Source organism: Flavobacterium johnsoniae UW101 (assembly GCF_000016645.1).
Classification (GTDB): domain Bacteria; phylum Bacteroidota; class Bacteroidia; order Flavobacteriales; family Flavobacteriaceae; genus Flavobacterium; species Flavobacterium johnsoniae.
This window is the reverse complement of the sequence record NC_009441.1, coordinates 496,085-508,470: the sequence shown is the minus strand read 5'-3', so window position 1 is coordinate 508,470 and position 12,386 is coordinate 496,085. Positions and strand designations below refer to the sequence as shown.

The 12,386-nt window shown below is 38.2% G+C and carries 8 protein-coding genes, 2 tRNA genes, 3 rRNA genes and 1 pseudogene; 13 read left to right on the top strand and 1 reads right to left on the bottom strand.

All coding sequences use genetic code 11. The annotated features are described in order from the left end of the window. Positions 1–21: 21 nt before the first annotated feature. The 7 genes from FJOH_RS02555 (at position 22) to rrf (ending at position 7,993) form a co-directional block, all read left to right on the top strand. Entirely contained in the window at positions 22–516 is a 495-nt protein-coding gene (locus FJOH_RS02555) for a YkgJ family cysteine cluster protein (protein WP_012022575.1), read from the top strand. 109 nt (positions 517–625) lie between these two features. Next, entirely contained in the window at positions 626–1,861 is a 1,236-nt protein-coding gene (locus tag FJOH_RS02550; RefSeq protein ID WP_044047423.1) for an ABC transporter permease, read from the top strand. A gap of 872 nt (positions 1,862–2,733) precedes the next feature. Further along, positions 2,734–4,247 (top strand): 16S ribosomal RNA (locus FJOH_RS02540). 125 nt (positions 4,248–4,372) lie between these two features. After that, positions 4,373–4,446 (top strand) — tRNA-Ile (locus FJOH_RS02535). A gap of 140 nt (positions 4,447–4,586) precedes the next feature. Further along, positions 4,587–4,660: transfer RNA gene (locus tag FJOH_RS02530), tRNA-Ala, on the top strand. 187 nt (positions 4,661–4,847) lie between these two features. After that, a 23S ribosomal RNA gene (locus FJOH_RS02525) occupies positions 4,848–7,731 on the top strand. Between the two features lie 152 nt (positions 7,732–7,883). Next, positions 7,884–7,993 (top strand): 5S ribosomal RNA (gene rrf / locus FJOH_RS02520). The 16S, 23S and 5S rRNA genes sit together here with 2 tRNA genes alongside, the layout of an rRNA operon. A gap of 99 nt (positions 7,994–8,092) precedes the next feature. On the opposite strand, the gene FJOH_RS02515 is transcribed toward rrf, so the two are convergent. Continuing rightward, on the bottom strand, positions 8,093–8,293 hold the full coding sequence (locus FJOH_RS02515; RefSeq protein ID WP_044047419.1) for a hypothetical protein: 201 nt from the start codon (positions 8,291–8,293) through the stop codon (positions 8,093–8,095). Positions 8,294–8,513: 220 nt separating this feature from the next. Here FJOH_RS02515 and FJOH_RS02510 point away from each other — a divergent pair. The 6 genes and pseudogenes from FJOH_RS02510 (at position 8,514) to FJOH_RS02485 (ending at position 12,383) form a co-directional block, all read left to right on the top strand. Continuing rightward, a pseudogene (locus FJOH_RS02510) lies at positions 8,514–9,105 on the top strand (YdeI/OmpD-associated family protein). A gap of 55 nt (positions 9,106–9,160) precedes the next feature. Continuing rightward, a complete protein-coding gene (locus FJOH_RS02505; protein ID WP_012022573.1) occupies positions 9,161–9,724 on the top strand; it encodes a DUF4256 domain-containing protein in 564 nt (187 codons plus the stop codon). A 14-nt stretch (positions 9,725–9,738) separates the two neighbouring features. Next, a complete protein-coding gene (locus FJOH_RS02500; RefSeq protein ID WP_012022572.1) occupies positions 9,739–10,239 on the top strand; it encodes an endonuclease V in 501 nt (166 codons plus the stop codon). Between the two features lie 104 nt (positions 10,240–10,343). Beyond that, positions 10,344–11,150 carry an SDR family oxidoreductase gene (locus tag FJOH_RS02495; protein WP_012022571.1) on the top strand — a complete coding sequence of 269 codons (807 nt, stop codon included), beginning with the start codon at positions 10,344–10,346 and terminating at the stop codon, positions 11,148–11,150. Positions 11,151–11,161: 11 nt separating this feature from the next. Continuing rightward, positions 11,162–11,467: a hypothetical protein gene (locus FJOH_RS02490; RefSeq protein ID WP_012022570.1), complete on the top strand. Its 306-nt coding sequence runs from the start codon at positions 11,162–11,164 to the stop codon at positions 11,465–11,467. Between the two features lies 1 nt (position 11,468). Further along, on the top strand, positions 11,469–12,383 hold the full coding sequence (locus FJOH_RS02485) for a helix-turn-helix domain-containing protein (protein WP_012022569.1): 915 nt from the start codon (positions 11,469–11,471) through the stop codon (positions 12,381–12,383). Positions 12,384–12,386 lie beyond the last annotated feature (3 nt).

Genomic DNA, 12,386 nt, shown 5'->3' with positions numbered 1-12,386 from the left:
GCTCAACTTTAAATAGTAAACTTGAAACAAATTTTAAATAACTTAAATAAGTTAGCCAAAGATAAGCATATCGAAAACAAAAAGTATTTTGATAAGCTGAAAAAGAAACAGCCAAAGAATTTAGATTATGTTATGCAGGACCTGCATGATGCAGAATTTAAAAAAACGGATTGTTTACAATGCGCCAATTGCTGTAAAACAACTGGGCCCTTATTTACTTTGGCAGATATTGAAAGAATTTCGAAATCTTTCAGGCAAAAACCACAGCAGTTTATTGAACAATATCTTCGTATTGATGAAGATAAGGATTATGTTTTAAAAAGTGTTCCATGCACTTTTTTAGACAGCGAGAATTATTGTATGATTTATGATGTAAGACCAAAAGCCTGTCGCGAGTTTCCGCATACAGACCGCAAAAAATTTCATCAAATTTCTGATTTGACTTTAAAGAATGTTGCCATTTGTCCGGCGGCTTATAATATAGTAGAAGAAATGAAAAAGAAACTGCCGCTTTAATCGTTTAAACTGTAATGTTGTTCTGGAATTATATATATTACATTTTTAAATGTACTTTTGAATAAGCTGAAATACCGCAGAAAATATAAATCATAATAAGAATCTTAAATTGAATTTAGAATACTTTATAGCAAAAAGACTCATCACTGTCAAGGATTACAAAAGCAGTATATCGGCACCAATTATTAAAATTGCTATTTCCGCAATTGCAATTGGTATAATTATGATGATTGTTTCTGTAGCAACCGGAATTGGGTTGCAGCAAAAAATACGCGAAAAAGTTTCAGCGTTCAACGGTCAGATTATTATTTCGAATTACGATAATAACAATTCTGAAATAACTTTAATTCCCATTTCAAAAAAACAAGACTTTTATCCCAAATTTAAATCTGTTCCAGAGGTAAGCCATATTCAGGCAATCGCTAGTAAAGCAGGAATAATTAGAACAGAAAATGCTTTTGAAGGAATTGTTTTTAAAGGCGTAGGAGCAGATTACAATTGGAACAATATAAAAGAGTATTTAGTAGAAGGCAGACTGCCGGATTTTTCTAAATCACTAAATGAAGAAGTTATTATATCAAGATTTCTTGCAGACAGGCTTAATTTAAAACTAGGAGACAGTTTTAATACCTTTTTTGTAAAAGAAGAACAAGGAAAACTGCCTAATATCCGCAGATTTAAAATTGCAGGAATTTTTAGTTCGGGATTTCAGGATTTTGATGCATCATATATAATAGGAGATATTCGACACATTCAGAGAATTAATAAATGGAATGCAGATCAAATTGGAGCTTTTGAAGTTTTTGTAAAAGACTTTACTCAAATTAAAGAAACAGGAAATCATATTTACGAACAAATTCCTTCAAATCTTGACACAAAAACAATAACAGAAAAGTACAATTATATTTTTGACTGGCTTCAGCTCTTTGATTTTAATATAGTTGTTATTCTTGGAATAATGATTTTAGTAGCTACAATTAATATGGTTGTCGCTTTGTTAGTTCTTATTTTAGAGCGGACACAAATGATAGGAATTTTAAAAGCCCTGGGAGCTGATAACTGGACGGTTCGAAAAGTTTTTTTATACAATGCATTCTATCTAATTGTTCGAGGTTTGTTTTGGGGGAATTTAATTGGAATTTCATTGCTCTTAATCCAGCAGCAATTTGGGATTGTTCATCTTAATCCCGAAAACTACTATGTGAACCAGGCACCGGTATATTTAAACTGGACATATATAGTATTGTTGAACTTGCTGACTATAACTGTATGTTTCCTCGTATTATTAATTCCTTCTTATTTAATAACAAAAATCTCTCCTGTAAAAGCAATTCGCTTCGATTGATTTTAAAATATATGAATATTTTCAACCCGACAGTTTTTGAAACCTGTCGGGTTTGTTTTTTTGTGTATACATATATAAGTATGGTATTATGATTTTCAGGAGCTAAATCCCGCTATCCGCTTCAATCTTTTTGTGGCGAACCCCGCCACAAAAAGGATTTCCGCTTCTATCGGGGCTAGGGCATCGGTTTCCGGGAGAAGCTTTTAGATGGAAAGATGCCGTTAAAAGGATAAAGAATCATATAAAAAGAGTTGGAAAAGCTGAAAACTCTGCAAAATCGGCAAAACCGAACCAGCGTAAAATACGAAATCCACATGTAAGCCAAGAAAAAACCTATAGATATTCAAAAAAGTTGAAAATGTAAAGAGGCTGTTATGAGATAGTTAAGAAATAAAGCGAAAAAAGATTGAAATTATATAAAGAAAAGGCTTGTAAATGTAAATAAAGGTGGTACTTTTGCACCCGCAACAGCGAAAAACGTTCACAGAAATACTGACAGGAATAAGAATTAAAAGAGAAGAAATTTTCAAAAAAAAAGATTCGAAAAAGCTTGTGAGATTTGAAAATGCTTTTTACATTTGCACCCCGCAAAACACGGAAGTTCATTGAAAGATTGGAAGAAAAAATAGAAAAAAAGAAACGAAAAAAAAAGTTTCAAATTTTTTTAAATTTTTCTTGCGAGAAACAAAAAGAAGTTTTAGTTTTGCACCCGCTTTGAGAGACAAGCGGAATACAAAGAAATTACGTTCGTAGACATATTGAATTGACAGCCGTTTTAACAGAGATGTTAGAACAAAAGAAATAAGAGTAATAGAATCGAAAGATTCGGAAAGAAACCGATAGATATTCATCGAGATATAATATTAAAATATACGATGAAGAGTTTGATCCTGGCTCAGGATGAACGCTAGCGGCAGGCTTAACACATGCAAGTCGAGGGGTAGAAGTCTTCGGGCTTTGAGACCGGCGCACGGGTGCGTAACGCGTATGCAATCTGCCTTTCACAGAGGGATAGCCCAGAGAAATTTGGATTAATACCTCATAGTATTATAGAGCGGCATCACTTTATAATTAAAGTCACAACGGTGAAAGATGAGCATGCGTCCCATTAGCTAGTTGGTAAGGTAACGGCTTACCAAGGCCACGATGGGTAGGGGTCCTGAGAGGGAGATCCCCCACACTGGTACTGAGACACGGACCAGACTCCTACGGGAGGCAGCAGTGAGGAATATTGGTCAATGGACGCAAGTCTGAACCAGCCATGCCGCGTGCAGGATGACGGTCCTATGGATTGTAAACTGCTTTTGTACGAGAAGAAACACTCCTATGTATAGGAGCTTGACGGTATCGTAAGAATAAGGATCGGCTAACTCCGTGCCAGCAGCCGCGGTAATACGGAGGATCCAAGCGTTATCCGGAATCATTGGGTTTAAAGGGTCCGTAGGCGGTTTAGTAAGTCAGTGGTGAAAGCCCATCGCTCAACGGTGGAACGGCCATTGATACTGCTGAACTTGAATTACTGGGAAGTAACTAGAATATGTAGTGTAGCGGTGAAATGCTTAGATATTACATGGAATACCAATTGCGAAGGCAGGTTACTACCAGTTTATTGACGCTGATGGACGAAAGCGTGGGGAGCGAACAGGATTAGATACCCTGGTAGTCCACGCCGTAAACGATGGATACTAGCTGTTGGGCGCAAGTTCAGTGGCTAAGCGAAAGTGATAAGTATCCCACCTGGGGAGTACGAACGCAAGTTTGAAACTCAAAGGAATTGACGGGGGCCCGCACAAGCGGTGGAGCATGTGGTTTAATTCGATGATACGCGAGGAACCTTACCAAGGCTTAAATGCAGACTGACCGATTTGGAAACAGATCTTTCGCAAGACAGTTTACAAGGTGCTGCATGGTTGTCGTCAGCTCGTGCCGTGAGGTGTCAGGTTAAGTCCTATAACGAGCGCAACCCCTGTTGTTAGTTGCCAGCGAGTAGTGTCGGGAACTCTAACAAGACTGCCAGTGCAAACTGTGAGGAAGGTGGGGATGACGTCAAATCATCACGGCCCTTACGCCTTGGGCTACACACGTGCTACAATGGCCGGTACAGAGAGCAGCCACTGGGTGACCAGGAGCGAATCTATAAAGCCGGTCACAGTTCGGATCGGAGTCTGCAACTCGACTCCGTGAAGCTGGAATCGCTAGTAATCGGATATCAGCCATGATCCGGTGAATACGTTCCCGGGCCTTGTACACACCGCCCGTCAAGCCATGGAAGCTGGGGGTGCCTGAAGTCGGTGACCGCAAGGAGCTGCCTAGGGTAAAACTGGTAACTAGGGCTAAGTCGTAACAAGGTAGCCGTACCGGAAGGTGCGGCTGGAACACCTCCTTTCTAGAGCCTGAGTGTTAGCAGTAATGCACGCTTAGGAAAAATGATGAAATTTAAAGGTTTTGAATTTTAGATTGTATTACTCTTGCTGTTAATTTAAAAAAAATGATAAAAATTAAGTAAAACAGAGTCTCGTAGCTCAGCTGGTTAGAGTACTACACTGATAATGTAGGGGTCGGCAGTTCGAGTCTGCCCGGGACTACTTTTTAAGAATTGACAATTAATACTTGTTAATTGATAATTAAAAAGACTGAAAAGCTTAAAAAGAAGGAAATTCTAGAGTTGAAAGATTACGAATTACAAATAATTCCTAATTCATAATTCACAATTCATAATTAGATTGGGGGATTAGCTCAGCTGGCTAGAGCGCCTGCCTTGCACGCAGGAGGTCAACGGTTCGACTCCGTTATTCTCCACGATTTTAGTCATAAAGATTAAAGTCATAAAGTCCAAAGTGATTCACTTGACGACTTTTGACTTTTGACTAGATAAAGTTCATTGACATATTGAGATAAGAAAATAATAAGAAAGTAGAAAGCGTTTTTTACAATTTTATTGTAAAAAACAAAAAAAACGGTCTTGTTTTAAGTAACAAGATTGGTACAATAAGCAAAATAAGGGCGTATGGGGAATGCCTAGGCTCTCAGAGGCGATGAAGGACGTGATAAGCTGCGAAAAGCTGCGGGGACTGGCACACACAGATTGATCCGCAGATATCCGAATGGGGCAACCCGCTATATTGAAGATATAGCACACCGATAGGTGGGCAAACCCGCTGAACTGAAACATCTAAGTAGGCGGAGGAGAAGAAAACAAAAGTGATTCCGTAAGTAGTGGCGAGCGAACGCGGATTAGCCCAAACCAGTGCTGTTACGGCAGTGCTGGGGTTGTAGGACCACGACATTTTATGCATGCAGAACCGGAAGTTACTGGAAAGTGACGCCAAAGAGGGTGATAGCCCCGTATGGGTAATAAATGTAATAGATAGTGGTATCCTGAGTAGGGCGGGGCACGTGAAACCCTGTCTGAATTCGGCGGGACCATCCGCTAAGGCTAAATACTCCTGAGAGACCGATAGTGAACCAGTACCGTGAGGGAAAGGTGAAAAGAACCGTGAATAACGGAGTGAAATAGATCCTGAAACCATACGCTTACAAGCGGTCGGAGCCCTTTCGTGGGGTGACGGCGTGCCTTTTGCATAATGAGCCTACGAGTTAACGCTGCTGGCAAGGATAAGTACTTCAGGTATGGATCCGCAGCGAAAGCGAGTCTGAATAGGGCGCTTTAGTCAGTAGTGTTAGACGCGAAACCGTGTGATCTACCCATGGGCAGGTTGAAGCTGTGGTAACACACAGTGGAGGACCGAACCGGTTGACGTTGAAAAGTCTTCGGATGACCTGTGGGTAGGGGTGAAAGGCCAATCAAACTCGGAAATAGCTCGTACTCCCCGAAATGCATTTAGGTGCAGCGTTAGTTATAAAGTTATACAGAGGTAGAGCTACTGATTGGATGCGGGGGCTTCACCGCCTACCAATTCCTGACAAACTCCGAATGCTGTATAATGTTCACTAACAGTGAGGGCTTGGGTGCTAAGGTCCAAGTCCGAGAGGGAAAGAACCCAGACCATCAGCTAAGGTCCCCAAATATATGCTAAGTTGAAAGAACGAGGTTTGTCTGCCCAGACAGCTAGGATGTTGGCTTGGAAGCAGCCATTCATTTAAAGAGTGCGTAACAGCTCACTAGTCGAGCGGACGAGCATGGATAATAATCGGGCATAAGCATATTACCGAAGCTATGGATTTGCAAGTAATTGCAAGTGGTAGGGGAGCATTCTAACAGGGTTGAAGGTTTTTCGTAAGGAGGGCTGGACTGGTTAGAAAAGAAAATGTAGGCATAAGTAACGATAATGCGGGCGAGAAACCCGCACACCGAAAAACTAAGGTTTCCACAGCTATGCTAATCAGCTGTGGGTTAGTCTGGTCCTAAGGCGAACCCGAAAGGGACAGTCGATGGCTAACGGGTTAATATTCCCGTACTACTAATTACTGTGATGGGGTGACGGAGTGATGAAAGCGCCGCGAACTGACGGAATAGTTCGTTGAAGTACCTAGCTATAGGTCCTGTAGTAAAATGCGCAGGAACTGGTGAAATACGATAGTACTCGGAGTCTTCGGACAAAGAGATAGTGCGCCTAAGGGCTTCCAAGAAAAACCTCTAAACTTCAGGTAATTAGTACCAGTACCGTAAACCGACACAGGTAGTTGAGGAGAGAATCCTAAGGTGCTCGAGAGATTCATGGCTAAGGAATTAGGCAAAATAGACCTGTAACTTCGGGAGAAAGGTCGCCCTGAGCAATCAGGGCCGCAGTGAAGAGGTCCAGGCGACTGTTTATCAAAAACACAGGGCTCTGCAAAATCGTAAGATGAAGTATAGGGCCTGACACCTGCCCGGTGCTGGAAGGTTAAGAGGAGATGTTATCTTCGGAGAAGCATTGAATTGAAGCCCCAGTAAACGGCGGCCGTAACTATAACGGTCCTAAGGTAGCGAAATTCCTTGTCGGGTAAGTTCCGACCTGCACGAATGGTGTAACGATCTGGACACTGTCTCAGCCATGAGCTCGGTGAAATTGTAGTAACGGTGAAGATGCCGTTTACCCGCGGTGGGACGAAAAGACCCTGTGCACCTTTACTATAGCTTAGTATTGACCTTGGATAAATGATGTGTAGGATAGGTTGGAGACTATGAAGCGGCGTCGCCAGGCGTTGTGGAGTCATTGTTGAAATACAACCCTTTGTTTATCTGAGGCCTAACCCCGCTATGCGGGGGACAGTGCTTGGTGGGTAGTTTGACTGGGGTGGTCGCCTCCAAAAGAGTAACGGAGGCTTCTAAAGGTTCCCTCAGTACGCTTGGTAACCGTGCGTAGAGTGCAATGGCATAAGGGAGCTTGACTGAGAGACATACAGGTCGATCAGGTACGAAAGTAGAGCATAGTGATCCGGTGGTTCCGCATGGAAGGGCCATCGCTCAAAGGATAAAAGGTACGCCGGGGATAACAGGCTGATCTCCCCCAAGAGCTCATATCGACGGGGGGGTTTGGCACCTCGATGTCGGCTCGTCACATCCTGGGGCTGGAGAAGGTCCCAAGGGTTGGGCTGTTCGCCCATTAAAGTGGCACGCGAGCTGGGTTCAGAACGTCGTGAGACAGTTCGGTCTCTATCTACTGCGGGCGTTAGAAATTTGAGTGGATCTGATTCTAGTACGAGAGGACCGAATTGGACTAACCTCTAGTGTATCTGTTGTCCCGCCAGGGGCACCGCAGAGTAGCTACGTTGGGAAGGGATAAGCGCTGAAAGCATATAAGCGCGAAACCCACCACAAGATGAGATTTCTTTTAAGGATCGTGGAAGATGACCACGTTGATAGGCTATAGATGTAAAGGCAGTAATGTCATAGTCGAGTAGTACTAATAATCCGTAAGCTTATGTACACCCTTTTCCCGGGCCGAAAGGCCCGGGAGGAAACTTTCTAAAACAAAAACTTACTTTTCTTTATCTCAGTATGTTAAAATATTGTTTAATTGATAATTAACAATTTATAATTGATAATTAATAATTAAAAGCTGCTAGCAGCGAATGACCTTAAGGTGGTTATTGCGGCGGGGCTCACCTCTTCCCATCCCGAACAGAGAAGTTAAGCCCGCCTGCGCAGATGGTACTGCAGTTTTGTGGGAGAGTATGTCGTCGCCTTTCTTTTAAGAATCCTCATCATTTACTTGATGAGGATTTTTTTGTTTTTGTAAATGTTTTGGATTTGTTGCCGATCGCTGTTGTGAAAATATTCTCCTAAGATCAATTACTCTCTTTGTGTTTTACATTGTTTTTCTCCTTTAGTTTTATTGTTTTTGAATTTAGAACAAGAAATATCACCTTTTTTAATTTAGCATTTGAAAAGTCAATATTTGTTGTTTTTGCGTTTTGCGATAGTTTGATTATTTCAAGTTCATTAAAAATCATTTTAATTATTGATAAATTTGTTTCATAATCATTCATGATATGAAACAGCTTATTGATGCTATTAATAGTTTTCTGAAATTAGACGATGAAACAGAACAAGCAATAAAGAAATATTTCGTTATTGAAAAATTAAAAAACTCTCAAAATATAATCTTCACTTTTTTTTAAGATTTGCTACATTTGAAGTAGGATATAAATTCTATCAAGTATTATTTATTATAAAAACTGTATGGATATTAATTTAAAGTGAAATGAAATGTCAAAAAGTGTAGAAAACCCAAAAGTTGATTTCTTTTTTGATAAAGCTGATAAATGGCAGCAAGAGTTAAATTTAATGAGAACAATTTCTCTTGAATGTCAGTTAACTGAAGAATTAAAATGGGGAGTTCCATGTTATACTTTTCAAAATGCAAATATTGTTTTAATTCATTCTTTTAAAGAATATTGTGCTTTTTTGTTTTTCAAAGGAGCTTTGTTAAAAGATACTGACAGTATTTTGATTACAATCTGAAAATGTCCAGGCAGCACGTCAAATACGATTTACAAATCTTCAGGAAATAATTGATTTGAAAGCGGTTTTAAAAACTTACATTTATCAGGCTGTAGAAGTTGAAAAAGCAGGTTTGAAAGTGGAGTTGAAAAAAACATCAGAATTTGAAGTTGCTGAGGAATTCCAAAAGAAGCTGGATGAAATGCCAAATCTCCAAAAAGCTTTTTATGCTTTAACTCCCGGAAGGCAAAGAGTCTATTTACTTCATTTTTCTCAGCCAAAACAGTCTAAAACCAGAGAATCGAGAGTAGAAAAGAATATTTCAAATATATTAGACGGCAAAGGACTTAATGATTAGTAAAAGATGCAGTCGTGTTTTTAAAATTATTTGTGATAACATAAAATAAAGAAAGATGAGTCAAACAAATAAATTGTCATCAGAACAACAGGAATCATTATTGAATGTTTTAGAAAAACGTTTCGAAAATAATAAACATCGTCATCAAAATATAGAGTGGGAAAAAGTTCTGTTAAAACTAAAAGCTAATCCTGAAAAACTTTGGTCTCTTGACGAAATGGAAAGAACTGAAGGCGAGCCGGATGTTGTAGGTTTTGATGAAAAAACAAATGAATATATCTTTTATGATTGTGCTGCAGAAAGCCCAAAAGGCCGCAGAAGTATTTGTTACGATCACGAAGCATTAGAAAAAAGAAAAGAAAATAAGCCCAAAGACAGTGCCATAAATATGGCACAGGAAATGGGAATTCAAATTTTGAATGAAGAAGAATATCGAAACCTTCAAAAACTTGGAAAATTTGATACAAAAACTTCAAGCTGGATTTTAACTCCTGTAAATATTAGAAAACTTGGCGGTGCGATTTTTTCAGATTTTCGTTATGATACTGTTTTTGTGTATCATAATGGTGCCGATTCGTATTATGCCGCAAGAGGTTTTCGCGGTTCATTAAAAGTTTAAGATTAAATAAAAACATGATATTAGCCTTCGATACATATTATTTTGATAATAAAGCAAAAACAGTCTGCCTTGAATTTGAGAATTGGAATGAAGATAAAAACTTTAAAGTTCATACCGAGATAATAGATAATGTTTCAGAATATATTCCGGGAGAATTCTATAAAAGAGAACTTCCGTGTATTCTTAGTTTGTTAAATCAAATCGATTTAAAAAATATCGAAGCGATTATCGTTGATGGATTTGTGTATTTAGATGATGATAAAAAATACGGTTTAGGCGGCCATTTATATGAAAAACTAAATAATGAGATTCCTATTATTGGTGTAGCCAAAACTAATTTTGCGAGTATCGAAAAAGATAAAAAAGCTTTGCTGAGAGGAGACAGTGCAAAACCATTATTCATAACTTCTATAGGAATTGATTTGGAAGAAGCTTTTCAAAAAGTTGAAATTATGGCGGGTGAATTCAGAATGCCGACTTTATTGAAAGAGTTAGACCGACTCACAAAAGAATAAATTATTTTCTTAATCGTCTTTTTGGCTAATCAATTGTCCAAAATGGCTAAAAACAGCTTCAGGCTTCGGCTGATCTTTGCATTATAATTTTAAAACAATTAAAAATGCAAAAGACAATTTTTATTACAGGAGCTTCAACTGGTTTAGGAAAATCAACAGCAAAATTATTTCAAAGCAAAGGCTGGCAGGTAATTGCCACAATGCGAAATCCTGAAAAGGAAACAGAATTAACTTCATTAGAAAACGTAATTGTATTACCGCTTGACGTTACAAATTCAGAACAAATTACAGAAACAATAAAAAGCATTACAGAAAAATATTCTGTAGATGTTGTATTAAATAATGCCGGTTACGGGTTGATTGGTGCTTTAGAATCTTTAAGCGAAATTCAAATCGAACGCCAGATTGTTACCAATCTATTTGGAGTTATTAGAATTTCAAAAGCTTTTACACCGCATTTTCGTGAGAAAAAAAGCGGTACTTTTATAAATGTTACTTCTACTTTTGGTTTAATTGGATTTCCAACTTGTTCTATTTACAGCGCAACTAAATTTGGTGTCGATGGTTTTTCAGAAAGTCTGGCGTCAGAATTAACTCAATTTGGAATTCAGGTTAAAGTTGTCGCTCCTGGCGGCATGAAAACCGATTTTGCAATTCGCTCTATGGAAGTAGGTCAGCACCAAGCGTATGAAAAATTAACCGCAGAAGTTAGTAAAGGTTACAGCGCCGAACAATTAGAGAATTATACAAAAGCAGAAGATGTTGCTCAAATTATATATGAAGCAGCGACAGATAATAAAAATCAATTGCGATATGTTGCCGGAAATGATGCCAATGCTTTATACAATGAAAGATTGAAAAATGGTGCTGAAGCCCAGGTTCAAAATATTAAAGCAATGTTTACTTTTTAATTTAAAATAAGATGAAAAATCAAGCAATAGAATTAACGACTTTTAAATTAAACGGTTTTACAACACAGCAATTTATTGAAGCTAATAAGGAAATCGACGAATTTTTAAAACGTCAAAAAGGATTTCGCTCCAGAACCATTTTTGAATTGAAAAAAGGAATAGTTTACGATATGCTGGTTTGGGACAGTGCTGCAGAAGGCACAGATGCGATGCATAAATTAATGACAGAACTCAGTGATTCTGTCGTACACAACATGATTGATCAAAGTACTGTGAGCTGGAACATTGCGCCAGTCGAACATTTTATAAATTTGTGAGATGAAAAATCAACCTAAAATATTTCATTCGATATCAGAACTTCATAAAGCGATGGGACAGCCAAAACCTATGCATCCGCTTATTAGTATCTTGAATTATGGCGAAGCAGTATTTGACCCAAAAGATTTTGAAAACGGAATTATTTTAGATTTTTATAAAATCTCTTTTAAAACTCATTTTTCTGGAAAGCTTCGATATGGACATGGTTTTTATGATTTCGAGGAAGGTGGCATGTCATTTGTTTCACCGGGACAAATTTTAAAAATGCAGGAAGAAGAGGCGGATTACAGCGGCATGTCATTAAATATTCATCCTGATTTTATTCGGCCTTATACATTAAATGCTAATATTAAAAAGTATGGATTCTTTTCTTATACAGCATCGGAGGCTTTGTATTTATCAGAAAATGAAAAAGAAACTATTTTAGGGGTTTTTGCTAATATTCAAAATGAATTAAAAGAACGCATTGATACTTTTAGTCAGGACGTTCTTATCTCGCAGATCGAACTTTTACTTAACTACAGCAATCGGTTTTATAACAGGCAGTTTATTACCCGAAAAGCAGTTAACAATGATGTGCTTTCAAAACTGGAAATTTTACTGGAAGATTATTTTAATAACGAAAAAACACTTGAAAATGGTTTGCCAACCGTTCAGTTTGTGGCCGATGAATTAGGTTTGTCTGCCAGATATTTAAGCGATCTGCTTCGGAATCTTTCGGGACAAAATACACAGCAGTTTATTCATGATAAATTGATAGAAAAAGCAAAAGATTATATCATGAAAGGAACTTTTTCAATGTCTGAGATTGCCTATAAATTAGGTTTTGAACATCCGCAGTCTTTCAATAAATTATTCAAGAAAAAAACAAATTTAAGTCCAATCGCATTTCAGGAACAATTCAATAAAAATTAAATT

What these genes read in the sequence shown, in the direction of transcription:
- FJOH_RS02515 (WP_044047419.1), bottom strand. Translation starts at nt 8,293, where the DNA reads ATGAATGATTATGAAACAAATTTATCAATAATTAAAATGATTTTTAAT.
- FJOH_RS02505 (WP_012022573.1), top strand. Translation starts at nt 9,161, where the DNA reads ATGAGTCAAACAAATAAATTGTCATCAGAACAACAGGAATCATTATTG.
- FJOH_RS02500 (WP_012022572.1), top strand. Translation starts at nt 9,739, where the DNA reads ATGATATTAGCCTTCGATACATATTATTTTGATAATAAAGCAAAAACA.
- FJOH_RS02495 (WP_012022571.1), top strand. Translation starts at nt 10,344, where the DNA reads ATGCAAAAGACAATTTTTATTACAGGAGCTTCAACTGGTTTAGGAAAA.
- FJOH_RS02490 (WP_012022570.1), top strand. Translation starts at nt 11,162, where the DNA reads ATGAAAAATCAAGCAATAGAATTAACGACTTTTAAATTAAACGGTTTT.
- FJOH_RS02485 (WP_012022569.1), top strand. Translation starts at nt 11,469, where the DNA reads ATGAAAAATCAACCTAAAATATTTCATTCGATATCAGAACTTCATAAA.